21 protein-coding genes and 1 tRNA gene are annotated in these 23,432 nt (G+C 58.8%); 13 read left to right on the top strand and 9 right to left on the bottom strand.

Annotated elements, in window-relative coordinates; genetic code table 11:
- The first annotated feature begins 232 nt into the window (after nt 1–232).
- Nucleotides 233–1,675, top strand: a complete 1,443-nt coding sequence (gene mgtE / locus D8U82_RS03590; RefSeq protein WP_016773597.1) for a magnesium transporter — start codon at nt 233–235, stop codon at nt 1,673–1,675.
- A gap of 256 nt (nt 1,676–1,931) precedes the next feature.
- On the opposite strand, the gene D8U82_RS03585 is transcribed toward mgtE, so the two are convergent.
- Nucleotides 1,932–2,258 carry an Arc family DNA-binding protein gene (locus D8U82_RS03585; RefSeq protein WP_003178899.1) on the bottom strand — a complete coding sequence of 109 codons (327 nt, stop codon included), beginning with the start codon at nt 2,256–2,258 and terminating at the stop codon, nt 1,932–1,934.
- A 388-nt stretch (nt 2,259–2,646) separates the two neighbouring features.
- On the opposite strand from D8U82_RS03585, the gene phnN reads away from it, so the two are divergent.
- Nucleotides 2,647–3,216 (top strand): phosphonate metabolism protein/1,5-bisphosphokinase (PRPP-forming) PhnN, encoded by a 570-nt coding sequence (gene phnN / locus D8U82_RS03580; protein ID WP_130901665.1) that lies wholly within the window; start codon nt 2,647–2,649, stop codon nt 3,214–3,216.
- Here the strand turns inward: phnN and D8U82_RS03575 are convergent.
- Both D8U82_RS03575 and D8U82_RS03570 read right to left on the bottom strand, forming a co-directional pair.
- Nucleotides 3,191–3,370 carry a PA3371 family protein gene (locus D8U82_RS03575; protein WP_130901664.1) on the bottom strand — a complete coding sequence of 60 codons (180 nt, stop codon included), beginning with the start codon at nt 3,368–3,370 and terminating at the stop codon, nt 3,191–3,193. The two genes, phnN and D8U82_RS03575, sit on opposite strands and share 26 nt — an antisense overlap.
- Nucleotides 3,371–3,390: 20 nt before the next feature.
- Nucleotides 3,391–3,624: a hypothetical protein gene (locus D8U82_RS03570; RefSeq protein WP_056788077.1), complete on the bottom strand. Its 234-nt coding sequence runs from the start codon at nt 3,622–3,624 to the stop codon at nt 3,391–3,393.
- A 298-nt stretch (nt 3,625–3,922) separates the two neighbouring features.
- On the opposite strand from D8U82_RS03570, the gene D8U82_RS03565 reads away from it, so the two are divergent.
- A tRNA-Arg gene (locus D8U82_RS03565) sits at nt 3,923–3,999 on the top strand.
- Nucleotides 4,000–4,074: 75 nt separating this feature from the next.
- On the opposite strand, the gene D8U82_RS03560 is transcribed toward D8U82_RS03565, so the two are convergent.
- Both D8U82_RS03560 and D8U82_RS03555 read right to left on the bottom strand, forming a co-directional pair.
- Nucleotides 4,075–8,211 (bottom strand): CheR family methyltransferase, encoded by a 4,137-nt coding sequence (locus tag D8U82_RS03560; protein ID WP_130901663.1) that lies wholly within the window; start codon nt 8,209–8,211, stop codon nt 4,075–4,077.
- 185 nt (nt 8,212–8,396) lie between these two features.
- The gene (locus D8U82_RS03555) at nt 8,397–9,713 is read right to left on the bottom strand and encodes a lysozyme inhibitor LprI family protein (protein WP_241668038.1); all 1,317 of its coding nucleotides are present in this window, start codon (nt 9,711–9,713) and stop codon (nt 8,397–8,399) included.
- 253 nt (nt 9,714–9,966) lie between these two features.
- Between D8U82_RS03555 and D8U82_RS03550 the strand changes: the two genes are divergently transcribed.
- The 4 genes from D8U82_RS03550 to D8U82_RS03535 all read left to right on the top strand — a co-directional run bounded on the left by D8U82_RS03550 (nt 9,967) and on the right by D8U82_RS03535 (nt 15,261).
- Nucleotides 9,967–11,571 (top strand): tetratricopeptide repeat-containing response regulator, encoded by a 1,605-nt coding sequence (locus tag D8U82_RS03550; protein ID WP_130887712.1) that lies wholly within the window; start codon nt 9,967–9,969, stop codon nt 11,569–11,571.
- Complete coding sequence (locus tag D8U82_RS03545; protein WP_125917239.1) at nt 11,568–12,260, top strand: HAMP domain-containing sensor histidine kinase; 693 nt, start codon at nt 11,568–11,570, stop codon at nt 12,258–12,260. Before D8U82_RS03550 ends, D8U82_RS03545 begins: the two co-directional genes overlap by 4 nt.
- Before the next feature lie 307 nt (nt 12,261–12,567).
- Nucleotides 12,568–13,809 (top strand): glutamine synthetase family protein, encoded by a 1,242-nt coding sequence (locus tag D8U82_RS03540; protein ID WP_177434106.1) that lies wholly within the window; start codon nt 12,568–12,570, stop codon nt 13,807–13,809.
- Between the two features lie 69 nt (nt 13,810–13,878).
- Complete coding sequence (locus tag D8U82_RS03535) at nt 13,879–15,261, top strand: MFS transporter (RefSeq protein WP_071173273.1); 1,383 nt, start codon at nt 13,879–13,881, stop codon at nt 15,259–15,261.
- 73 nt (nt 15,262–15,334) lie between these two features.
- Here D8U82_RS03535 and D8U82_RS03530 read toward each other — a convergent pair whose 3' ends face one another.
- From D8U82_RS03530 to flgA, 4 genes are all read right to left on the bottom strand, one after another.
- A complete protein-coding gene (locus D8U82_RS03530; protein ID WP_041479276.1) occupies nt 15,335–16,081 on the bottom strand; it encodes a flagellar brake protein in 747 nt (248 codons plus the stop codon).
- A gap of 92 nt (nt 16,082–16,173) precedes the next feature.
- A complete protein-coding gene (locus D8U82_RS03525; RefSeq protein WP_041479278.1) occupies nt 16,174–16,641 on the bottom strand; it encodes a flagellar protein FlgN in 468 nt (155 codons plus the stop codon).
- Between the two features lie 48 nt (nt 16,642–16,689).
- Nucleotides 16,690–17,016, bottom strand: coding sequence for a flagellar biosynthesis anti-sigma factor FlgM (flgM, locus tag D8U82_RS03520; protein WP_016773609.1), 327 nt, complete (start codon nt 17,014–17,016; stop codon nt 16,690–16,692).
- A 162-nt stretch (nt 17,017–17,178) separates the two neighbouring features.
- Nucleotides 17,179–17,940, bottom strand: coding sequence for a flagellar basal body P-ring formation chaperone FlgA (flgA, locus tag D8U82_RS03515; RefSeq protein WP_083387045.1), 762 nt, complete (start codon nt 17,938–17,940; stop codon nt 17,179–17,181).
- Between the two features lie 82 nt (nt 17,941–18,022).
- Between flgA and D8U82_RS03510 the strand changes: the two genes are divergently transcribed.
- The 6 genes from D8U82_RS03510 to flgE all read left to right on the top strand — a co-directional run bounded on the left by D8U82_RS03510 (nt 18,023) and on the right by flgE (nt 23,156).
- Nucleotides 18,023–18,955 (top strand): chemotaxis protein CheV, encoded by a 933-nt coding sequence (locus D8U82_RS03510; protein WP_016773611.1) that lies wholly within the window; start codon nt 18,023–18,025, stop codon nt 18,953–18,955.
- Between the two features lie 46 nt (nt 18,956–19,001).
- On the top strand, nt 19,002–19,829 hold the full coding sequence (cheR, locus tag D8U82_RS03505) for a protein-glutamate O-methyltransferase CheR (protein WP_016773612.1): 828 nt from the start codon (nt 19,002–19,004) through the stop codon (nt 19,827–19,829).
- A gap of 365 nt (nt 19,830–20,194) precedes the next feature.
- A complete protein-coding gene (gene flgB, locus D8U82_RS03495) occupies nt 20,195–20,605 on the top strand; it encodes a flagellar basal body rod protein FlgB (RefSeq protein ID WP_016773613.1) in 411 nt (136 codons plus the stop codon).
- A gap of 3 nt (nt 20,606–20,608) precedes the next feature.
- On the top strand, nt 20,609–21,052 hold the full coding sequence (flgC, locus tag D8U82_RS03490) for a flagellar basal body rod protein FlgC (RefSeq protein WP_016773614.1): 444 nt from the start codon (nt 20,609–20,611) through the stop codon (nt 21,050–21,052).
- 15 nt (nt 21,053–21,067) lie between these two features.
- Complete coding sequence (gene flgD, locus D8U82_RS03485) at nt 21,068–21,796, top strand: flagellar hook assembly protein FlgD (RefSeq protein WP_016773615.1); 729 nt, start codon at nt 21,068–21,070, stop codon at nt 21,794–21,796.
- A 31-nt stretch (nt 21,797–21,827) separates the two neighbouring features.
- Entirely contained in the window at nt 21,828–23,156 is a 1,329-nt protein-coding gene (gene flgE / locus D8U82_RS03480; RefSeq protein ID WP_016773616.1) for a flagellar hook protein FlgE, read from the top strand.
- Nucleotides 23,157–23,432 lie beyond the last annotated feature (276 nt).

Raw genomic sequence — 23,432 nt, 5'->3', positions numbered from 1 at the left:
TTTGCACGGGTCAGGCAGGTGCTCAGGTTTGTTTCGCAAGCGCTTGTTTCAGCCGTGATTTTTTCAACGTTTTAAACCGTCAGGCGTGTATCATTGCGCCCGTCAGCCCCGCCGGGGCTTATGGAAAACCTCCATGGACTTACCCAGTAGTTGTTCAGTAAACCGTTTCACCAATCATGAATTGACTGATTGATCCTTCCGGCGTGCCCCGCTGCTGGGAGTGGAGTTCGCCTTGTCCGAAATCGAAGTAAAGAAAACACAGGAAAGCCTGCAGGACCGCCTGGCTCAGGTCGTCGAGTTGTTGCAGCGCCAACGTGTCGTTGAAGACCTGACTCATCGCCAGGAAGGTCCGCACCACGACCGCGTGGAAAACCTGGTTCACCGGCAAAACCTCGTCGAGCTGCAACGCAAACTCGATGATCTGCACTCCGCCGACGTCGCCTACATCCTTGAAGCCTTGCCGCTGGACGATCGTCTGACGCTCTGGCAACTGGTCAAGGCCGATCGCGACGGCGACATTCTTCTCGAAGTATCCGATTCCGTCCGTGAGACGCTGATCGCCGACATGGACGATCACGAGCTCCTGGCTGCGGCCAAGGACATGGACGCCGACGAACTCGCTGACCTGGCCTCCGAGCTGCCGCGCGACGTTGTCCATGAGCTGATGGAGAGTCTGGATAACCAGCAGCGCGAACGCGTGCGCTCGGCCCTCTCCTATGACGAGGATCAGGTCGGTGCGTTGATGGACTTCGAGATGGTGACGATCCGTGAGGACGTCAGCCTTGAAGTGGTTCTGCGTTACCTGCGTCGCCTGAAAGAGCTTCCCGGTCATACCGACAAACTGTTCGTGGTCGATTACGACGGCGTGCTCAAGGGCGTGCTGCCGATCAAGCGTCTGCTGGTCAACGATCCGGAGAAGCAGGTCGCCGAAGTCATGGCCAGCGATCCGGTCAGTTTCCATCCTGACGAAGACGCCTACGACGCCGCTCAGGCATTCGAGCGTTACGACTTGATCTCGGCGCCGGTGGTCGACAAGAACGGCAAACTGATCGGCCGTCTGACCATCGACGAAATGGTCGACCTGATCCGTGAGGAAAGCGAAAGCGAAGTCCTCAACATGGCCGGTCTGCGCGAAGAGGAAGATATCTTCGCCTCGGTATGGAAATCCCTGCGTAACCGTTGGGCGTGGCTGGCGGTGAACCTGATCACTGCATTTGTCGCATCGCGGGTGATCGGTCTGTTCGAAGGTTCGATCGAGAAGCTCGTGGCACTGGCGGCGCTGATGCCGATCGTGGCGGGTATCGGCGGCAACTCCGGTAACCAGACCATCACCATGATCGTGCGCGCCATGGCGCTGGATCAGGTCAGCACCGGCAACACCTCGCGCTTGATGCGCAAAGAGCTGGCGGTCGGTTTGATCAACGGTCTGGTCTGGGGCGGGGTGATCGGTGTAGTCGCGTACATGCTCTACGGCAGTTGGTCGCTTGGCGTGGTGATGACGGCAGCGATGACGCTCAATCTGTTGCTGGCGGCGTTGATGGGCGTGTTGATCCCGATGACGCTGGCCAAAATGGGCCGCGATCCGGCGATGGGCGCCAGTGTGATGATCACCGCAATGACCGACAGCGGTGGCTTCTTCATCTTCCTCGGGTTGGCGACAATCTTCCTGCTCTGACCTTGTGCAATGAAAAGCCCGTCAAATCGACGGGCTTTTTTGTGCCTGCCACACAGATATGAGCGCAAGTACAAGTAACCGTGGCGAGGGGATTTATCCCCGCTGGACTGCGCAGCAGTCCCATTGTTTTTGGGGCTGCCATGCAGCCCAACGGGGATAAATCCCCTCGCCACACTCAATTGCCAAGCGGCCATCTGTCATATTGCGGGCAAAAAAAAGCCAGCAATCATGCTGGCTTCAATATGCTCGGTATAACTCAGGACGCGTCAGCGGCCATTTCTGCGTCGTGTGCGATCAGCGACACCAGGGCGTTCTGCTGACGGTGCGACAGCTGACGGAAGCGTTGCAACAGCTCGCGCTCGTGCAGCGACAGCTCCGGGCTGTCCAGGCGCATGCTCAGCTCTTCGCCCAGTGCGCCTTCCTGAATAAGACTCTGCTCAAGGCGCGCAATGATCTCGGAGTTCATGCTGCGATGATGATTGCGAGCCACCTCGGCAATGCGTTCACGCATTCCGTCTGGCAGACGTACGACAAACTTGTCAGCCGTACGGCTGGAATAAATTGCCTGTTTCAATGGGCGCATATATTTAACCGGTTAGTTCAGGGGAGCGGTTCTCGGGATTGGCCGCAGGATGTGTGGTAGGACAAGCATCCGGACCAATTGGTTCAACCTGAATTGTTAAGAGGCCGGCATCATGCCTCAAAATTGCCAGATCATTGGCGTCAATTCTGTGACAAATATTGAGCCGGGTAAAGGCGTAATGCCAGCACCAGTTGTCAGAAATGCGGACTGGTTGGAAAACTTTCCATCCTTCCGTATCGCTGCCCGCTTTCGCATGCACATCTGTTGATGTCCGCAGACCTCAGAACGTGCATGCTATGCGGCTCGCTATTCTTGATCCCTATGTGTACAGGATAGTGGCAATTTGCCGATTTACTAGAGGCAGGACCCGTCGGAGGGCGTTTTCGGGATGGATGGCAAGCTTTTTTACCTGATGGGGCCGTCCGGTTCGGGCAAGGACAGCCTGATCGATGCATCGCGCGAGCCACTGCGGGCGTTGAACTGTGAAGTAATGCGTCGGGTGATTACCCGCTCGGCGGAGTCCGTCGGCGAAGATGCAATTGGCGTGACGCCTGAAGAGTTCGAGCGGCGACAGCACGCCGGCGCTTTTTCCTTGGCCTGGCAAGCCAACGGCCTCTCCTACGGCATTCCAAGGGAAATGGATGAATGGTTGCAAGCGGGCCGGCACGTACTGGTCAACGGGTCAAGAGCGAACCTGCGTCAAGCAATGGAGAAGTATCCAACCCTGGTGCCGGTTCTGCTGACAGTCAACGATGAGGTCCTGCGCAAGCGCTTGCTCAGCCGTGGTCGGGAGACCCCTGAGCAAATCGATGCGAGGCTGGCTCGCAATGCGTTGTTCAAAGACCGAAGATCCAGCGACAGCCCCGTTCATCAGATCGACAACTCTGTTGACCTCGCTATCGCGGTCTCTTCGTTATTGGAATTGGTTCGGCTCAACGCAGAAGCGGATCGAACTTGATCTTGCGCCCTGCAATCAGCGCCAGCACAAACAGCACCGCAAACACGCCACAGCCAACCAGAGGCAAGGTGACTTCCGTCTCCTCGAACAGCGCCAGATGGGTAACGCCACTCAGTAAAGCGAGGATGAGAAATCCTGTCGCCGATTTGGACATGTTGTACTCCTGAAGATATTTCAAAAAACCAGACGTTCGGTGGTTGGCGCCGAGGCTAGCTCAGGCTCGCTGACCATTTGTGTAGAAGCGTCGCTGCGATCACTCAACACTGCCCACTGCGGCGCTTTCTGCACTTGCAAGTAATGCGGCATGCGCTGCGCCACTGGCTGCTCAATGTCAGCCTTGGGAAAAAAATGCGATCCGAGCAAGAAAGCCAATGCCGCTGCGTTTGCAAGCAAGAGGGTGCTGTTCATGGCACGACGCTCCAAATTGTTCTTTTTGATAGAACAGGCATAGCAGTCGCCGTGCCAACAGTGTAACGGCTGATAAGTCCTTTAAAAACAAGGGGTTGGTATGTTTTTTCCGGCGACGCTGATTGCAATCTGCAATGACCGCATTTCCGCGCAGTGCAAATTGCCCGGTAAAAGTTCCCGCAATCTTCCAGGGCGCTTGCCTACACTTAAAAAGCCCTACGGACGACATGACAAAACAGGGGCTGGCCGTTAACATGCACGCCGTCTGTCGCGCCGCATACAGCCCGCGTCAATCAGTGTCTCAGTAGCTCAATTGGATAGAGCATCCCCCTCCTAAGGGGAAGGTTGCAGGTTCGAACCCCGCCTGGGACACCACCTCTTCAAAAAACAAAAAGCCCCGTCGCACTTACTCGTGCGGCGGGGCTTTTTGCGTTGGAGCGCTGGCGAGCTTTACAGCAACTCCGAACGGCGCAACGCCTCGATGGTTTCAATCAGGTCGTCGTACGCCACCGGTTTACCCAGATGCTGATCGAACCCGGCTTCACGGGACTTCTGCATGTCGCTCTGAGTGCCATACCCGGTGAGGGCGATCGCCGGTACGTTTTTCACCAGCGGCAGCTTGCGCAGGGCAGCCATCAGTTCATAGCCGGTCATGACCGGCATGCCGAGGTCGGAGATGATCAGATCGAAGCGCGTGCTCTCAGCGGCTTTCAGCGCTGCCACCGGATGATCGAAGGCCGTTACGTCGGCGTCTTCCATCTCCAGCAGCAGCTTCAAGGTCTCCAGCACTTCCGGCGAGTCGTCGACCAGCAGAATGCTCAAGCCATCGAGCTTGCCGGAAACCGGTTCAACCTCGGCTGTTGCAGCGGTTTCTTCGACATCAGTCGACAGCGGCAGGCGAACGGTAAAGGTACAACCGGCGCCCAGCCCCGGCGAAGCAACCTTCACCGTGCCGTGCTGGGCTTCGGTCAGTTGCCGCACCAGTGACAGGCCGATGCCCAAGCCTTCACGTTGATGGTTGGTGTGCTGTTTTTCCGCCTGGCCGAACAGATCGAAGACGTGTTCGAGGTTTTCCGCAGCGATGCCGACGCCGTTATCCTTGACGTCCAGTTGCGCCATTTTCCCGCTCTTGCTGGCGATCAACTCAATGCGCCCGCTCGGTGGTGTGAACTTCAAGGCATTGTTGACCAGATTCCAAATGATCTGCTCGACCCGTGTCGGATCGGCATGAATGATCAACGGTGCTTCAGACAATTGCAGGTCGATCCGCGTGGCATGCTGCTCATTGAGCACTACCGTGTGGATGTCACGCAGCACCGCGCTCAGATCGACACGCGCCAATTGCAGTTTGAGCTTGCCGGTGCGCACCCGCGCTACATCAAGCAGGTCGTCGATGATCCGCGCCTGACTGTTCACCGCATCGCAGATGGTATTGACCGCTTTGGTCGCCGGGCCGGCAGTACGGATCATCGGCAGGCGCCGCAGCAGTTCGGCGTTGAGCTGAATCAGATTCAACGGATGCTTGAGTTCGTGGGACATGACCGCAAAGAACTCATCACGCAGGGACACAGTATTGCGCGTCTGCGCCAGTTCCTTGCTCTGTTCATCCTGCTGGCGCTTGTGCCCGGTCAGGTCGCGGGCGATTTTCACATAGCCTTGCAAGCGGTCGCCGCTGAGCCGGGTGACCTCGCCGCTGCAGAAGAAACGGCTGCCATCCTTGCGCACATGCCAGCGCTCATCCTCCGAGCGCCCGTGCTGACGAGCCGTGGACAATTCACTTTCAGCCATGCCGGCAGCACGGTCTTCGGCTGTGAAGATGAAATCGTAGTACTGACCTTCGGCCTCGTTTTTGCTGTGGCCAAAGATCAGTTCAGCGCCTTTGTTCCAACTGGTGATCGCACCCATTTCATCGAGGATGATAATCGCGTAATCACGCGTACTCTCAGCGACCAGACGCATGCGTTCCTCGCCCAGGCGCAGCTCTTCCTCGGCTTCGCGGCGCTTGCTGATGTCGATGAAGGTCAGCACGGTGCCGTCGATATGGTCTTCGCTGGAGCGATAAGGCAGCAAGCGGGCGATGTACCAGCGGTTATCGGTACTGTTGACCTCGCGTTCGATCATGTTCAGCGATTCGAACACTTGCGCCGCGTCCTCGGTCATCGCCGGGTAATTCAGACGATGGGTGATATCCAGCAGTGAACGGCCAGTGTCTACCGGCAGCATGCTGAAGATGTCGGTAGCGCGCGGCGTGAACCATTTGATGCGCATGCTGCGATCGACGAACACCGTAGCAATATCAGTAGAAGCGATCAGATTGGTCAGATAATCGTTGATCTTGTCCGTTTCTTCGACTTTGGTCTTCAGCTCGTAGTTGACCGTCAACAGCTCTTCATTGATTGACTGCAACTCTTCCTTGCTGGTCTCGAGCTCTTCGGTGGCCGAGCGCAGTTCTTCGTTGATCGCCTGCATCTCCTCGTTGGAAGCCTTGAGCTCTTCGCTGGAGATTTCCGACTGTTCGATGGTGTCCTGCAAATGCAATTTGGTGCGTTGCAACTCACGTTCCAGATTCGAGAGCACTTGGCTTTCAGTCTGCAGCACCGTGGTCAGCGCCTGCTCGTGCGCGTCGATCTCCGTTTCATCGAAGGTCACCAGCACGCACTCGCTGTCGAAGTCGTCGTCCTTGTACGGCTGCGCAATCAGCGTGATGCGGTACTGACGCTCCTCGCGCTTGAGCAGCACTTCACGCGAGCGCACGGTGAGGTTGCTTTGCTGCACCTGGAACAGCGTCGTGCGGATTTCCAGGCGCAGTTCCGGCAGGATCAGCGTCAGCAAGTTGCGTGACAGCTCGCCGCCGACATGCCGAAGGAAGCGCCCGGCGGCTTCGCTCATGTGAAGGATATCGGCGTTGGTGTCGACGATGATGCTCGGCGGGGCGAAGCGTTCTATGGCGCGGCGGTGGATATCGGCAAACGACAGCTTGACGGGCTCTATGGCTTTCGATGGCGGTCGGGAAACGCTGGTGCGCATGTAACCGCCACGCGGCATGGTCGGGGTGCGGCGGCTGTTCGCGGTGCCGGTCTTGGCGCGGAAGATGCGGTTGCGCTTGTCCACGGGCGCGAACAGTTCGTGGCAGGCATCGGCGCTTTCCGAAGTGCCGAGAAACAGGAAACCACCCGGTCGCAGGGCGAAGTGGAACATCTGCAGGATTTCCCGCTGCACCTCGCGATCCAGGTAAATCAGCAGATTGCGGCAAACGATCAGGTCGATCTGCGAGAACGGCGGATCGGACAACAGGCTGTGCTTGGCGAACAGCACTTTCTCGCGGATTTCCTTGCGAATCCGGTAATGCTCATTGTCCTGGACGAAATAATGCCGAAGGCGTGTTGGCGGTACGTCGGTGACGATGGCTTGCGGATAGGTGCCGGCGCGGCCAGTGGTGATCGCGCGTTCGTCGATATCGGTGGCGAACACTTGCAGGTTGGCCTTGCTGCTTTGTACCTGCATCTGATCATCGAGCAGGATCGCCAGGCTGTAGGCTTCTTCGCCGGTCGAGCAGCCGGCAGACCAGACGCGCAGTTCTTCTTTTTCCGACGAGTCGGCAACCGATTGCACCAGTTGCGGCAGCACATCGCGCTCAAGGGCTTCGAAGGCTTCGCGGTCACGGAAGAAGTTGGTCACGCCGATCAGCATGTCGCCGAGCAGGGCCTTGGATTCTTCCGGGGTATTTTGCAGGTAGTCGTAATAGGCGCTGAGGTCAGACTGGCTGGTGACCTGCATGCGCCGCTCGATGCGGCGCAGCACGGTGGCGCGCTTGTAGTGTTTGAAATCGTGACCGGTGCTGCTGCGCAGGTACAACAGGATTTCATGCAGGCGTTGTTCGGCGATCGACGCTTCGTGTTCGTTTGCAGGCTTCAAGGCTTTCAAGTCGGGATCATTGGCGCTGGGTAATTTGATGTTCTGAGAGTTGCGCCACAGCTCCATCAGTTTCTGCGGCATCTCGACCACTGGCAGTATCAGATCGACCATGCGCGTCTCGATGGCGGCGCGCGGCATGCCGTCGAACTCGGCATCTTCCGGCACTTGCACCAGCGTCACGCCACCCTGTTCCTTGATTCGCGACAAGCCCACCGCACCATCGGAACCGGTGCCTGAAAGCACCAGGCAAAAAGCCCGCTCGCGATGCACATCGGCCAGATCGCGGAAGAACAGGTCGATGGCAGTGTGGCGCGCTTGCGGTGAGCCAGCGGGGCTGACGCGCAGGTAGCCGTCATTCATCGTCAGCGAGTGCGCCGGAGAAATCACGTACACGCAGTTCTTTTCGATCAGCACCGGCTGCGTCACTTGCAACACCGGCATGCGCGTCGATTCCTGAATGATCTGGTCGGCGATGCTCTGGTGATCGGGCGACAGGTGCAAAATGATCACGAACGCCATGCCACTGTCCTTCGGCATATGCTCGAAAAACAGCTTGATTGCTTGCAGGCCGCCCGCCGAGGCGCCGATGCCCACCACCGGGAAATTCAGGTGGCTGGGGGTCAGGTCCTTGCGTTCGGGCGCAGAGGGCGAGGCAGGGGTTTTCGAGGTCATCACTTCGGCCTTTTTTTGTGGCGTTACAAGCGTATCGCGGACGTCCGGGGGCGCAGGTAATTGAGCAGAATAAACCTCATTTGCGAATCTGCCTGCACTTTTGAAGGACAAATGTGCTGCCTGTGTTTTTGACATCCGGTGATTGGCAACCGTGCCGATTAATTTTCCGGCGTGATGATCGGTGGTCAGTCGTCGTTGATTTCGACTTTGCCGAGGCTCCCACTGACCTCGGTTACATGCCGACGGCCGAAGACTTCGTAGGTAGTCCCGCTGGCCTCTACGCCCGGCTTGCGCACGGCCAGTTGGGCGAATAACCCAGTCTTTTCGCTGTAACTGCCGAACCAGTCAATCAGCGCCCCGATGTAGCAGTCGCCGCCGATCATTACCGGCAAATCGGTGATCTTTTCGATGGCGTAGTGCCCTGGACCGTAGCTGTAGTAATCGTCTTCGCCGGCGCCCGTCGGAGGAAAGGGGCAAAGGGGCGCGTCAGGGTTTGAGCCCGATGCGACTTTCGTTGCCTGAGTGATGGCGTGGTCGAGTGCCGCGCGCAAATCCGCTTCGAGCTCATAGGTGCTGGTGCCGTCTTCCGTATGTTGCGTGGTTGGCACTTGCAGGGAGTAAGCGTAACGCACGGACACCGTCGGTACCTGACGGTTGATCTTCAGCGGATTGAGCAGGTACAGATTATCGACACCATAGGCGCCGTTTCGGTAAGCGGCATAGATTCTGTCGTGAAGCCTGATCCAGCTGATTGCCTGATTAGCGCCACGGTCGTTGGTGTAGAATAGCGAGCTTTCCGGCTCGACCGATCTTTTGACGAACCGCTCGCCCGTGCGGCGCCAGGTTTCCACGTACGTGAACAAGCCGGTGCCGCCTGCGTATGTGTCGACGATAAGGTCGCGCTGGCCATCATTGTCCAGATCCAGCAGTGCGTAAGAAGTCCGTCCGGTCTCGGCGGCGCCTCCGATGCTTGAGGCTTTCAATGCTTGCCACTCATCCTCGCTCACGCCTTTGGGACGCGACTTGGGGAAGTTGGTTTGCTCGCCGTAACTGTCGACTGGATCGCCCGCGAACGATGTCTGCGAAGACTCGAAAGCCCGTGCGGCCAAGGCATGTTCCAGCGCAAATTCCGGGTGGTTTTTGCTCTCGGCACGAATGCTTTCCTGCAGATCGTTCATCGCCTGAAGATCCACGGCGTCCGGCTGCCACATTGCGGCTTGCGTCCACTGTGCCTGCAATGCTTGCAGGCGCTGGCGGTAGCTGCCATCCAGGCAAGCGACATCGACTGCGCAGGCATTGCGGGTTTTTAGCCAGGCGCGCTGGGTGCGCTTGAGCTCAGGTTGCGTCGCTGTGGCAGATGTCATCAGTTGGCGATACAGCGTGCCCATCTGCGCGTCGAGCTCATAAAGCGGTTTATTCGCGCAAATCGTGTTTTCCACGTCGTTCGCCGCTTTGGTGCAGTCCATTGCCGCCGCACTCATTGGCTGGATAAACAGCAGCAAAAAGGCCGACAGGATGTAGCGTCCCTTGATGTACACGATTCAGTCCCTATGAAAATCCTTGAGCAGGCGCGCAGAGTAATACTCCAGGCAACATTCTTGAAGCACCACCCTCAGGCCCGGGCATTTTTGGCCGATAACCCGAACGGTGAGTTCAGACTCCAGCGAAATCGCTTGATGGCGCATGGCCTCCAGCTATCATCTGCGCGCCTGAAATCGCCTCGGTTCGTTTTCTTCAATTGCCTGGAAATCCTCGATGTCGTCGTATCACCAAAAAAGCTTTCTGATCGTCGATGATTTTTCCGATTTCCGCAGTTCCGTGCGTTCGATGTTGCGTGAGCTCGGCGTCAAGGATGTCGATACTGCCGACACTGGCGAGCAGGCGCTGAAGATGTGCTCGCAGAAGTCTTACGATTTCATTCTTCAGGACTTCCACCTCGGCGACGGCAAGAAGAATGGCCAGCAGGTGCTCGAAGACCTGATGTCGGAAAAGCTCATCAGCCACGAAGCCGTTTTCGTCATGGTCACCGCTGAGACCAGTCAGGCGATGGTGCTCAGTGCGCTGGAGCACGAGCCGGATGCGTACCTGACCAAGCCGTTCAACCGTTCCGGACTGGCCCAGCGCCTTGAGCGTCTGGAGCAACGCAAGACCTTGCTCAAACCGATTCTGCAAGCCCTTGATCGCGGTAAGCCGGTCGAGGTGCTCAATGCCTGTATTGCCCTGTGCAAACAGGACATCCGCTATTCGCCGCTGTGCCTGCGCTACCGCGCCGACGCCCTGCGCGACATGAACCAGAACGAAGCGCTGGAGCGGCTCTACGACGGCATCATTGCCGACCGGCCGTTGCCGTGGGCCTTCGCTGGATTGGGCAAGTTGCTGTTCAAGCGCGGGCAGGTGTCGCAGGCCAAAGAGGTCTATGAAAAGGCCTTGAAAGTGTTCCCGATGATGCCGGCGCTGTATGACGGCATGGCCGATGTGCTGGTGGCCGAAGGCGACAGCAAAGGCGCGCAGCGGGTGCTCGAAGAAGCGATTCGCCTGTCGCCGCTGGCGGTGCGCCGTCAGGCGCTGCTCGGCAAACTGGCGATGGCCAACGAAGATTTCGAAACCGCCTCGCGGGCTTATCGTCAGGCCGTGGCGCAGGGCGCACAGTCGCGTTTCAAGGACCCGGAAAGCAATCTCGGCCTGGCGCACGCGCTGATCAGCAAGGGCAGCGATCGCGGCCTCGACACGCGCACGCGGCTGGAGATCAACACCACTCTCAGTGCCGTGGCCAAGGAGAACCCGAGCGATCCCGGCCTGCAAATTCGCGCGCGGCTGATGAAGGCCACCAGCCTGTTGCTCAACGACGCCGAAACCGCCGACAAGCTCACCGAACAAGCACTGATGCGCCTCGATGGCATGGAGCAATTCATGAGCCCCGAGGCGGCGTTGCTGGTGGCCAAGCAGTTGCAGATGCTCGGTCAGGCCGAGGCGGGCACTTCGATGCTCAAGAGCTGCGCAGAGATCTACGGTGATGACCCGGCGGTGATGAAAGACATCGCCAAGCTCACCGACGATCCGACCATTCTCAGCTCGAGCAACGCTGCGGCCGATCTCAACCGCCAGGGCGTGCGCGTGTACAAGACCGGCAATCTGGTCGAGGCCCGCGAGGTGTTCCGCAAGGCGCTCAAGCTGCAACCGAAAAACATCAGTATTGCGCTGAACCTGGCCCAGTCGCTGCTGCACGGCACCGACACCAGTATGCCGTCGGCGGAGCTGGAAGAATGTCGGGCCTGCCTGAAACTGGTGGGCCTGATGCCCGACACCGACGCGCGGTTTGCGCGTTATCAGAAGCTGAAAAGCAAGGCGTTTGGCGAATGAACCCAATTGATCCGGCGCTGGATTTTTCCACGGTGATTGCCTCCACCGTTCACGACATGAAGAACTCCCTGGCCATGCTGATGCAGGCGCACAGCCAGTGGCTGGCGCGTTTGCCGAAAGAGTTGCGCGAAGGCTCGGAACAGGGCGTGATCGACTTCGAGTTCGCCCACCTCAACGGCATGCTGGTGCAGTTGCTCGGGCTGTACAAACTCGGCGTCAACCAGTTGCCGCTACAGCCGGCCTATCACGAACTCGACGATTTCATCGAGGCGCAACTGGCCGCGCATCAGGAAGTGTTTGCCAGTCGCGGCATCATCGCCACCTATGAAGTCGATCCGTTGAGCCCGCTGGGTTTCTTCGATCGCGAGCTGATCGCCTCGGTGCTCGGCAACTGCATCAACAATGCGATCCGTTACGCCCGCGAGTCGCTGCTGATTACTGTCAGTGATGAAGCCGGGCAACTGGTATTGAGCATCAACGACGACGGCGACGGCTATCCAGCAGAGATGCTCGAGCGTCAGGCCGATTATGTCCAAGGCATCAATCACAGCAGCGGCAGCACCGGGCTGGGTCTGTATTTCGCCAATCGCATCGCCGCGCTGCACCAGCGCAACGGCGTGGAAGGGCGCACCGAAATCAGCAATGGCGGGCCGTTGGGTGGTGGGGTATTCAGCCTCTACTTGCCCTGAGGTCTGGTGTAGGAGCTGCCGAAGGCTACGATCTTTTGGTTTTAAAAAGCAAGATCAAAAGATCGCAGCCTCGTTGCACTCGTCGGCTCCTACGGCTCCTGCACAAGATCGGGATTTTTGTGGGCGCTGCTTGATATTCCGAACAGCCGCAGCCTATTTTGTCCGGGTCGCCGTTCGCGGCTCGCACAACAACAAGGATTGCGTCATGACAACCGATGGCCAGGGTTCACTCGCGCAGCGATTGACCGGCATTGATGAGATTGAATGTGTCACCCCGGATCTGAACGGTGTGCCACGAGGCAAGGTGATGACCGCCGAGGGTTTTCTCGAAGGGCGGCGTTTGCAGTTGGCGCGGGGTGTGCTGTTGCAATGCATCATGGGCGGCTATCCGCCGGCGCGGTTCTACGGCAGCGATGACGGCGATCTGGCGCTGGTCGCCGATCCTGCGCAGATTCACCGTTTGCCCTGGAGCGACGAGCCGCGTGCCGTGGCGATTTGCGACGCCGACGAACTGAGCGGGGGGAGCTCAAGTCTCTCGACCCGTGGCCAGCTCAAAGCGGTCATCGCCCGTTACGCCGCGCACGGTCTGGCGCCGGTGGTGGCGACCGAACTGGAATTTTTTGTCTTCGCACCGAACACCGATCCGACTCAGCCGTTCCGTCCGCCGGTGGGCCTCGACGGCCGCCGCGAGGATGGCCAGTCGGCGTTCAGCGTCAGTTCCAACAACGGTCTGCGGCCGTTCTTCAGCGAAGTGTATAAATGCATGGCGGCCCTCGGCCTGCCGCGCGACACCTTCATGCATGAAATGGGCGTCAGCCAGTTCGAGATCAATCTGCTGCACGGCGACCCGCTGCTGCTGGCCGATCAGACGTTCCTGTTCAAGCACCTGCTCAAGGAGGTCGCGCTCAAGCATGGCCTGAACGTGGTGTGCATGGCCAAACCGCTGGCGCATACGCCGGGCAGCTCGATGCATATTCACCAGAGTATCGTTGAGATCGGCAGCGGCAAGAATGTCTTCACTGACTCGAACGGCGAGCCGACGTCGATGTTCCGCCACTTCATCGGCGGGCAACAGGCAGGCCTCGCCGATTTCACCGCACTGTTTGCGCCCAACGTGAATTCCTATCAGCGCCTGTGTCATCCGTACGCGTCGCCGAACAATGCCTGTTGGTCCCATGACAATCGCGCCGCCGGCTTGCGTATTCCCGCCAGCTCGCCGGTCGCACGTCGGGTCGAAAATCGTCTGCCGGGCGCCGACGCCAATCCGTATCTGGCCATCGCCGCCAGTCTGGCTGCGGGTTTGCATGGTATCGAACAGGAACTGGAGCCGAGCGCGGCAATCCAGGGAGAATTCGCCGTGCCGGATAATCTGGCCTTGCCGTGTACCTTGCACGCCGCGCTGGAGCGTCTGAAACGCAGCCAGTTGGCGAGGGAACTGTTCGGGTCGGAGTTCATCGAAGGCTACATCGCTTCGAAGACCATGGAGTTGACCAGCTTCTTTGATGAAATTACTCCCTGGGAGCGCCGTGTGCTGGCCGCCCAGGCCTGACGTATCGCTGCTGCCGGGCTGTCGTTCTGACCGCCCGGTATTTACTGCAAGGAGCCGCTCGGAACGCCGATGCGCCAAATCTGGAAATCCTTTCGAGCGCTGTATTTTGCCTCGCTGATGATGTTGATCGGCTCAGGCCTTCTTTCTACTTATCTGGCTTTGCGTCTGGCTGCCGACAACGTCGACGGGCTGTGGGTCGGTGCGCTGATGGCGGCCAACTATTTCGGTCTGGTGCTGGGCGGCAAGATCGGCCATCGCCTGATCGCCCGGGTCGGGCATATCCGTGCCTACTCGGCGTGTGCCGGGATCGTCGGCGCGGCGGTGCTCGGCCATGGGCTGGTGGACTGGCTGCCGGCGTGGCTGGTGCTGCGGACGATCGTTGGTCTGGGCATGATGTGTCAGTACATGGTCATCGAGAGCTGGCTCAACGAGCAGGCCGACGCCAATCAGCGTGGGCTGGTGTTCAGCGGTTACATGATCGCCTCGTATCTGGGCCTGGTGCTGGGCCAGCTGATTCTGGTCATGCACCCCGGCCTCGGCCTGGAACTGCTGATGCTGGTGGCGCTGTGCTTTGCCCTGTGTCTGGTGCCGGTGACGCTGACCCGACGGATTCACCCGGCGCCTCTGCACCCGGCGCCGATGGAGCCGCGCTTCTTTATCAAGCGTGTGCCGCAATCGCTGAGCACGGTGCTCGGCGCCGGTCTGATCATCGGTTCGTTCTACGGTCTGGCGCCGCTGTATGCATCGCAACAGGGGCTTACGACCGAGCAGGTCGGTCTGTTCATGGGTAGCTGCATTTTTGCCGGTCTGCTGGTGCAGTGGCCGTTGGGCTGGTTGTCCGACCGTTATGACCGCGCGCTGCTGATACGCTGCTTTGCCGGGTTTCTGGCGGTGGCGGCGTTGCCGTTGGCGATCATGCCGCAGGTGCCGCTGGAGGTGTTGTTCGTCGTTGGTTTCTTCTGTTCGCTGGTGCAGTTCTGCCTGTATCCGCTGGCGGTGGCGTTTTCCAACGACCACGTCGAAGGCGATCGCCGCGTGTCGCTGACCGCCATGTTGCTGGTGACTTACGGCGTCGGCGCGAGCATCGGGCCGCTGCTCGCGGGCGTGCTGATGAAGTTTCTCGGCAGTCAGAGCCTGTATGCGTTCTTCAGTTTCTTCGCGTTGGTGCTGGTCTGGCGGATACGTCCGAAAGCGGTCACCAACCTGCACCAGGTCGACGACGCACCGCTGCATCACGTGGCAATGCCGGACAGCATGTCGAGCTCGCCGCTGGTGGCGGCGCTTGACCCGCGTGTCGATGAGCAGGTGGTGCAGGAGCAGATGGTCCAAGACCCGGCACCGGTCACTCCTGAGCCTGAGCCCGAAGCGCAGCCGGAAGCAGTCGTTGAAACCGAACTGGACAGCGGCAATGACGATAAGCCTGCGCCGGATATCAGCGGTGGCAGGCCCTGAATCGAAGGTAAACATCGGCGCATAAAAAAGGGCAGTCCTGTGCGGGACTGCCCTTTTTATTGATCGCTGCGACTCAGAGATCGTCTTTGTCGAAACGCCGTGCTTCACGCTGCAACTGGTAAACAAAACGCTCGACGTTGCGCGCAGCCTGGCCACTGATGTTGTGGAAGCGCAGACCGGCGAAGGTGATGTTGAGTTTTTCTTCGAAATGCAGATAGCGCAGTTCGACCGATGTTGGCTGGTTGCCGAACAGCGGCGGGGCGATCAGGCGATCGTAGACCTGGCCCAGTTGCAGGCGATCAGTGATGTCGCCTTCGAAACGGAATTTGCAGCCGGTGGCGGAGATGTCCAGCAGCTTGCCGTGCAGAGGAACCTTGAGCTTTTCGCCGCCCAGTTCAACGCTGACCAGATCGGTGAGCTTCAACGCAGCGCGGAAGGCGTTACGGCGCTGGTGATAGACCACTTCGCTCGGCAGGTCGCCGGTGTAGAAACGGTCGCCGTCGGATTCTTCGATGTTCAGCGTGCCGTTGCATTCCCAGGCGATGCGCACGCCGTCATGAAAGCCTTCGACCTTGAACGGTTCGCCAGCCTGGAGGAAGCGCTCGCCGTCGCGTGGAATCATTTCGTCCAGCGCGATCGTTGCGGTTTCGCGGTCGACCTTGATCAGGTAACTCTGAAAGCGCTGGCTGCGTTCATGGAAAGTGATGATCAGCGGATCGTGGCTGTCTTGCAGCTGGCGCAGGTTGCTGGAGATTTCCAGTGGCGTGGTGAGCACCTTCGGAGGCTGCGGAGCATCATCCGCGCTTAGGGTGTTGGACACGGTTCTTCAATCTCCAGACAAAATAAGACTACGACTGGCCAGTATTTTGCCAGCATGTTGCGCAAGTGGATAGTGCAGGGCCAGCGAATGGCTCATGCCTGGCTGAGCGTTCGCGGCTTGACCGGTTTGGCAAAGGTCCCGCTGGCGTCGTACAGCGCTGGCGGCTCACCGCCGGTGAGAATCTTCAGCTGGTTGGCCGTAGTCGCCTGCTGGATCTGGATCGACTGGCCATTCTTGACGTTGGCTGCCTGGCATTGGGCGATTAGCGCGGTCAGGGCGTCGCCCTGGGTCAGCAACTGGTCGCCAATGCTCGACTGGCTGGCCAGTTGCTCAAGACCTGTGCGATCAGTCGGCAGGTTGAGGCTGGCGAGGATTTCGCTGCGCTTGCGGCCATGCTGCTCGAGCAGAATGATCAACGCTTGCTTGGTCGCCAGAATTTCTTCCAGCAACGGCATGTCGCGACCATGCAAAGCGAGGGATTCGGTTTGCAATAACTCCAGCAATTGTTGCGCTGGAGCAAAGTCGTCATTGATCAGTTGCAATAAGTTAGTGTCGTGCATGGCTGGCCTTGGGGTTTAAGCGTCCAAAAGCCTGGCGCCGGCAAAAGCCTAGCGCTGGGCTTCGAAGTTGAGCAGTTTGCTGGCTACACGGTTGCTGTCGACTTTATAGCTGCCATCGGCAATCGCGGCTTTCAACTCGGCCACACGGGCTTTGTCGACAGCAGGCTGATCGCGCAGCTTGTCAGTGACCTTCTGCAACTGTTGAGCCTCATTGCTGAGGTGTACCGACTCCCCGCTTTTGGCGACATTGGCCTGTTCGGCCTGGGTATTCAGCGGCGCGGAGGGGCTGTTTTCAGCGCTTTCCTTGGCGTTGCTGGTACGTGTGCTGCCGGTTAGTGACGAGGAACTGTTCAATCGGTTGAAATCGATAACCATGATAAAAAACCTCTGGGAATTTGGACGCTTGCCATGTTTTCGGCTATCCCCTGAAAAACTTTAGGCCCAATCAACCATAAGCTTGCATGCGCCGTTGCGAGACCTGCTGCGGCACAGTTTAGGGAAGCGACGGGATCGGCGCCAGTTTTCTCCACGAGGCTTTTACATGGCCACTTCGACCTGTCCCGGCGCAATCACCTGCGCCTTGATAACTCTTTGAGAATTAAGGTTTTTTACTCGAATCTGTTCTTTCATGCCGCCATTGGAAAGCGCTTCCCCCGGCATGCGTACGGCAAGGGTGCCGCTGCGCGCAGTTATCACCACCTGGTCACCCTTGCGCACCACTTCGGCCTGTTCCAGATGCACCAGGGTGATGACCTGATCGGCGACCGTTGGTCGGGTAAGTTTCTGCCCGATCGCTTCGTCGACCGAGGTCAGGAAACCCTGATTGATCGTGCTGACGTCGCGCTCGCGCAAGGTCACATCCTGCGGCTCGATAATTCCGGCGCGTTTCAGCGGACGAGTGGTCGTCACGATCTCGCGAAACAGGCGGACTTGAGCGGGTACGAACACCGTCCAGGGCGAACTGCCTTCGCAGCGAACCTTCACCGTGACGCGGCCCAGCGGGCGTGCCGGGCTCTCGAGAGTCGCTGTCAATTCCTTGTCGCACATGGGCATGCGCATGCGCGGGTCGAGCTGGTTGACTTCGATTTCGTAGCGGCCTTCGGTTTGACTGGAAGCCAAATAGTCTTCTACGGTGAATTCAAGAAAGCCCTGAGTCACGCCGATAAGCATATCAGGCAAGGTAACCGCATCTGCATGGGCAGGACTGCCAGCAAGCAAGCAGCAAACGGCGGCCACCGCGCAAAGCCCTTTGCGAAGGGAGGATGTCAGGCGTCGGGAAAATGTCGTTTGAGCGTTCATACGAGTTAAAAAGCAAGCGCCGTGCCGTTTAGCAATGAATGTGCGTCGCAACAACACTTGGCGTTGGTGTAGGAGTCTGGGCATGGCTGGTGTAATGGATTCGGTGAACCAGCGCACGCAACTGGTAGGGCAGAATCGCCTCGAGCTGCTGTTGTTCCGTCTCGACGGGCCGCAGCTCTACGGGATCAACGTGTTCAAGGTACGGGAAGTGTTGCAGTGCCCGTCCCTGACGTTGATGCCCAAATCCAGTCCTGTCGTGTGCGGGGTAGCGAATATACGGGGAGCGACCATTCCGATCCTGGATCTGGCAATGGCAACGGGCTCCGGTGCGTTGAAAGACAAGAACAGTCCGTTCGTGATCATCACGGAGTACAACACCAAGACCCAGGGTTTCCTGGTCCGCTCGGTGGAGCGCATCGTCAACATGAACTGGGAAGAGATCCATCCGCCACCCAAGGGTACCGGTCGCGATCACTACCTGACCGCTGTGACTCGGGTCGACAACCAGTTGGTCGAAATCATCGACGTCGAGAAGGTGCTGGCCGAAGTGGCGCCGACGCCGGAAGCGATTTCGGTGGGCGTGGTCGATGTCGAGACGCAGACCAAGGCGTTGTCGCTGCGGGTGCTGACGGTCGATGACTCGTCGGTGGCGCGCAAGCAGGTCACGCGTTGTCTGCAGACCATCGGTGTCGAAGTGGTGGCTCTGAACGACGGCAAGCAGGCGCTGGATTACCTGCGCAAGCTGGTCGACGAGGGCAAGAAGCCGGAAGAAGAGTTCCTGATGATGATTTCCGACATCGAGATGCCGGAGATGGACGGGTACACCCTGACGGCGGAAATCCGCGGCGACGCACGCATGCAAAAGCTCCATATCATCCTGCATACTTCGTTGTCGGGGGTATTCAATCAGGCGATGGTCAAGAAAGTCGGTGCTGATGACTTCCTCGCCAAATTCCGTCCTGATGACCTCGCATCCCGGGTAGTCGACCGGATCAAAGCAGCAGATATCAGCTAGGGGCCTTCTGCCCCTGGCGGTCAACACGATTTAAGAGGCGGCATCATTGTCTACGGGTAATTTGGATTTCGAACAGTTCCGGGTCTTCCTGGAAAAAGCCTGTGGCATTCTGCTCGGTGAAAACAAGCAGTATCTGGTCTCGAGCCGTCTCAACAAACTGATGGAGCAGCAAGGCATCAAGTCCCTGGGTGAGCTGGTACAGCGCATCCAGACCCAGCCGCGCAGCGGTTTGCGCGAGCAGGTGGTCGATGCCATGACGACCAACGAAACCCTGTGGTTTCGCGACACCTATCCGTTTGAAGTCTTGAAGAACAAGGTACTGCCGGAAGCGATCAAGGCCAGCCCCAACCAGCGTCTGCGGATCTGGTCGGCGGCCTGCTCGTCGGGACAGGAACCGTACTCGCTGTCGATGTCGATCGACGAGTTCGAGCGCAGCAACCTGGGTCAGTTGAAGATGGGCGTGCAGATCGTTGCCACCGATCTGTCCGGCCTGATGCTCAACAACTGCAAGACCGGCGAGTACGACAGCCTGGCGATCGGTCGCGGTCTGTCGCCGGAACGCCTGCAACGCTACTTCGACCCGAAAGGGCCGGGGCGCTGGGTGGTCAAGGCGCCGATCAAGAGCCGGGTGGAGTTCCGCTCGTTCAACCTGCTCGACAGCTACGCGGCGCTGGGCAAGTTCGACATCGTGTTCTGCCGCAACGTGTTGATCTACTTCTCTGCCGAAGTGAAGAAGGACATCCTGTTGCGCATTCACAGTACGTTGAAGCCGGGCGGGTACCTGTTCCTTGGCGCTTCGGAAGCGCTGAACGGTTTGCCGGATCATTACCAGATGGTTCAGTGCAGCCCGGGGATTATTTACAAGGCGAAATAAGCGGTTTGCGCTGATACAAAAAACGGGAGGCCCGCAAAGGCCTGCCGTTTTTTTATGCCCGAAGAAATTCTCTTAACACCAACAATCCCTGTGGGAGCGAGCTTGCTCGCGAAGAGGCCGTCACATTCTGCATTTGCATTGGCTGACACGCCGCCTTCGCGAGCAAGCTCGCTCCCACAATTGTCCGGCTGTGATGGGACGGCAAGCGGCAGAAAAGCGGCATCCGGCGGTAACCGGTTGCCGCTTTTCTGGCATTGCCGCTTAGCCTGTTTGGCGCAAAGCCCCGGAATACGGGGCTTTGTTCATTTGGCACGGCGCTTGCTAAAGCTCAGATACGAAAAACCGGTCACCTGAAGGTTCCCGACATGAGCATCAGCTTCGACAAAGCGCTGGGCATTCACGAAAAGGCATTGGGCTTCCGCGCCCAGCGTGCCGAAGTGCTGGCCAACAACATCGCCAACGCCGACACCCCGAACTATAAGGCGCGGGATCTGGATTTCTCCAAAGTGCTCGAAGCACAGACCGAGAAGACCAAGACCGGCGGCCACTTTGCCCTGAACATGACCAACAGCCGGCACATCGAGGCTGAAGGGCTGGGCAACGGCGACGAGTCGCTGATGTATCGCACGCCGATGCAGCCTTCGATCGACCAGAACACCGTGGACGCTCAACTGGAACAGTCGAACTACGCGGAAAACGCCGTCGGCTTCCAGGCCAGCTTCACCTTGCTCAACAGCAAATTCAAAGGGCTGGTGTCAGCCCTGCGCGGAGAATAATCCATGTCCCTGTCCAGCGTTTTCAACATTGCCGGCAGCGGCATGAGCGCGCAGACCACACGCCTGAACACCGTGGCGTCGAACATCGCCAACGCCGAAACCGTTTCGTCGAGCATCGACCAGACCTACCGCGCCCGTCATCCGGTATTCGCCACCATGTTCCAGGGCGGACAGGCTGGCGGCAGCAATTCGCTGTTCCAGAACCAGGACGCGGCCGGGCAGGGCGTGCAGGTGCTCGGCGTTGTCGAAGACCAGAGCAATCTTGAAGCGCGCTACGAGCCGAACCATCCGGCTGCCGACGCCAAGGGCTACGTCTACTACCCGAACGTCAACGTGGTGGAAGAAATGGCTGACATGATTTCCGCGAGCCGCTCGTTCCAGACCAACGCGGAAATGATGAACACCGCCAAAACCATGATGCAGAAGGTACTGACCCTCGGTCAGTAATAAGGGGCGACTGCCATGAGCGTTACGGATACCACCAGCAGCCTGAGCATGAACGACATCCTGGCCAATTCGTCGAAGAAGGCCAGCAGCACTACGTCGGGCGGCATCGCTTCGGCGACCAACAGTGCCACCGGCGGCCAGGCGCTGGGCAAGGATGCTTTCCTGCAATTGCTGGTCACCCAGCTGAAAAACCAGAATCCGCTCGACCCGCAGGACAACAGCGCGTTCGTTGCGCAACTGGCGCAGTTCAGCAGCCTTGAAGGCATTACCACGCTGAACTCCACCGTCAGCGGCCTTGCCGGCAACTACAACTCGTCGCAGGCATTGCAAGCGTCGTCGCTGGTCGGTCGCAACGTGATCGTGCAGACCAACACCGCCCAGCTCGATGACCCGAGCAAAGGCCTGACCGGGTCGGTCACCGTGCCGTCGTCGATTGCCGGCGGCACCGTGACCATCACCGACAAGGACGGCAAAACCGTGCGCACCATCGACCTGGGCAGCCGCGCTGCCGGCGATGCCAGCTTCACTTGGGACGGCAAGGACACCGCCGGCACCGTGGTTCCGGTCGGCACTTACACGTTCAAGGCCAACGCACCGATCAACGGCACCGCGACCGATCTGGCGACCTACCTGCCAGCGACCGTCAACAGCGTGACGATCAGCCAGACCGGTGGCGAGCTGATGCTCAACCTGGCTGGCAAGGGCACCGTTGCCCTGTCCAAAGTACAAACCATTGGTATATAGAGCCGACTAACCCGGCACGAAGGAGTGGAACATGTCTTTTAACATCGGCCTTAGCGGTCTCTATGCAGCCAACAAGCAACTGGACGTGACCGGCAACAACATCGCCAACGTCGCCACCGCCGGTTTCAAATCCTCGCGCGCAGAATTCGAAGACGTCTATTCGGCGACTCGTCTGGGCAGCGGCAGCAAAGTGATCGGTAACGGCGTACGCCTGGCCAACGTTTCCCAGCAGTTCACCCAGGGTGACATCAACAACACTGGCAACGTGCTGGATATGGGCATCAACGGCTCTGGCTTCTTCACCATGAACAACAACGGCTCGGTGTCTTACACCCGTGCCGGTACGTTCAAGGTCGATAACGCCGGCTACATCACCAACACCGACTACACCTCGCGTTTGCAGGGCTACGGTGTGGATGCCAACGGCAAGATTATTAACGGCGTCTTGACCGATCTCAAGATCGATACCTCGAACCTGGCCCCGAAGTCGACTTCGGCGGTGGCTTCGACCATCAACCTGAACTCGACCGCTGCGGTGATCGACGATACGGTCGCGGCAGGCAAATTCGACCCTACCAACACTGCGACCTACACCAAGTCGTTCAGCACCCCGATCTATGACAGCCAGGGCAACCAGCACACCATGGATCAATACATGGTGAAAACCGGCGCCAACACCTGGAAGGTCTACACACTGGTGGACGGTCGTAACCCGGATGCGACCGGCAGCGATCCGAAGACCACCGCGCCTGTGGCCTCGACGCTGTCCTTTGATGCGACCGGCAAGCTGACCCAGGTCAGCACGCCAGATCCGCTGGGTGGCCCGGCCATCATCAGCAGCGACCTGACACTCAAGGGCTGGGTGCCAGGCACTGTGACCGATGGTGTCTGGAAGGCTAACGGCGCGGCGGCAAACCCGGCGGGTGTGACCATCTCGATGGCCAAGACCACTCAGTACAACGCCGACACCTCGCGCACGATTCCTACTCAGGATGGTTACGCGACTGGCCAGATCACCAACCTGACCATCGACGGTACCGGTACCCTGTTCGCCAACTTCAGCAACAACCAGAGCAAGGCCATCGGACAGGTTGCACTGGCGAGCTTCACCAACGAACAGGGCCTGCAGGCGATCGGTGGCACCAGCTGGAAAGAGACGTTTGCTTCGGGTATTCCGGGCTACGATGCGCCTGAGACCGGTACGCTGGGTTCGGTGGTGTCCAACTCGCTGGAAGAATCGAACGTTAACCTGACCAATGAGCTGGTTGATCTGATCAAAGGCCAGAGCAACTATCAGGCGAACGCCAAGACCATTTCGACGCAGAGCACGATCATGCAGACCATTATTCAGATGACCTGATTCGGGTTTCTGAGCTGGTTTTTTGGGCCCCTCGGTTTTGAGGGGCTTTTTTTTGGTCTTGGCCGCCTCTGGGCCGACCAGGTTCTTGGGGTTTTGGGGGTATATCCGTTTTTGCGGGTGTTGCGGCTGGCGGTTCCGCTCTTACAGCGGGTCACTTTTGCAGACGCCCAAAAGTAACCAAAACGCTTTGCTCCTGCGTTCGGCCCTCGCAGGCTCGGGTCCCTTCGCTGCGGGATCGATCCGGGCGCAGCGGCTCCGGTTTGCTTCGCTGCACCT

The sequence above is a fragment of the Pseudomonas sp. Sample_23 genome, assembly GCF_004307595.1.
Lineage (GTDB): Bacteria > Pseudomonadota > Gammaproteobacteria > Pseudomonadales > Pseudomonadaceae > Aquipseudomonas > Aquipseudomonas atacamensis.
Note: the sequence above shows the minus strand (reverse complement) of the source record. Positions and strands in the feature narration are given on the sequence as shown.

Coding starts and splice junctions, on each gene's coding strand:
- D8U82_RS03585 (WP_003178899.1), bottom strand. CDS start 2,258: ATGCGCCCATTGAAACAGGCAATTTATTCCAGCCGTACGGCTGACAAG.
- phnN (WP_130901665.1), top strand. CDS start 2,647: ATGGATGGCAAGCTTTTTTACCTGATGGGGCCGTCCGGTTCGGGCAAG.
- D8U82_RS03575 (WP_130901664.1), bottom strand. CDS start 3,370: ATGTCCAAATCGGCGACAGGATTTCTCATCCTCGCTTTACTGAGTGGC.
- D8U82_RS03570 (WP_056788077.1), bottom strand. CDS start 3,624: ATGAACAGCACCCTCTTGCTTGCAAACGCAGCGGCATTGGCTTTCTTG.
- D8U82_RS03560 (WP_130901663.1), bottom strand. CDS start 8,211: ATGACCTCGAAAACCCCTGCCTCGCCCTCTGCGCCCGAACGCAAGGAC.
- D8U82_RS03550 (WP_130887712.1), top strand. CDS start 9,967: ATGTCGTCGTATCACCAAAAAAGCTTTCTGATCGTCGATGATTTTTCC.
- D8U82_RS03545 (WP_125917239.1), top strand. CDS start 11,568: ATGAACCCAATTGATCCGGCGCTGGATTTTTCCACGGTGATTGCCTCC.
- D8U82_RS03540 (WP_177434106.1), top strand. CDS start 12,568: ATGACCGCCGAGGGTTTTCTCGAAGGGCGGCGTTTGCAGTTGGCGCGG.
- D8U82_RS03535 (WP_071173273.1), top strand. CDS start 13,879: ATGCGCCAAATCTGGAAATCCTTTCGAGCGCTGTATTTTGCCTCGCTG.
- D8U82_RS03525 (WP_041479278.1), bottom strand. CDS start 16,641: ATGCACGACACTAACTTATTGCAACTGATCAATGACGACTTTGCTCCA.
- flgM (WP_016773609.1), bottom strand. CDS start 17,016: ATGGTTATCGATTTCAACCGATTGAACAGTTCCTCGTCACTAACCGGC.
- flgA (WP_083387045.1), bottom strand. CDS start 17,940: ATGAACGCTCAAACGACATTTTCCCGACGCCTGACATCCTCCCTTCGC.
- D8U82_RS03510 (WP_016773611.1), top strand. CDS start 18,023: ATGGCTGGTGTAATGGATTCGGTGAACCAGCGCACGCAACTGGTAGGG.
- flgB (WP_016773613.1), top strand. CDS start 20,195: ATGAGCATCAGCTTCGACAAAGCGCTGGGCATTCACGAAAAGGCATTG.
- flgC (WP_016773614.1), top strand. CDS start 20,609: ATGTCCCTGTCCAGCGTTTTCAACATTGCCGGCAGCGGCATGAGCGCG.
- flgD (WP_016773615.1), top strand. CDS start 21,068: ATGAGCGTTACGGATACCACCAGCAGCCTGAGCATGAACGACATCCTG.
- flgE (WP_016773616.1), top strand. CDS start 21,828: ATGTCTTTTAACATCGGCCTTAGCGGTCTCTATGCAGCCAACAAGCAA.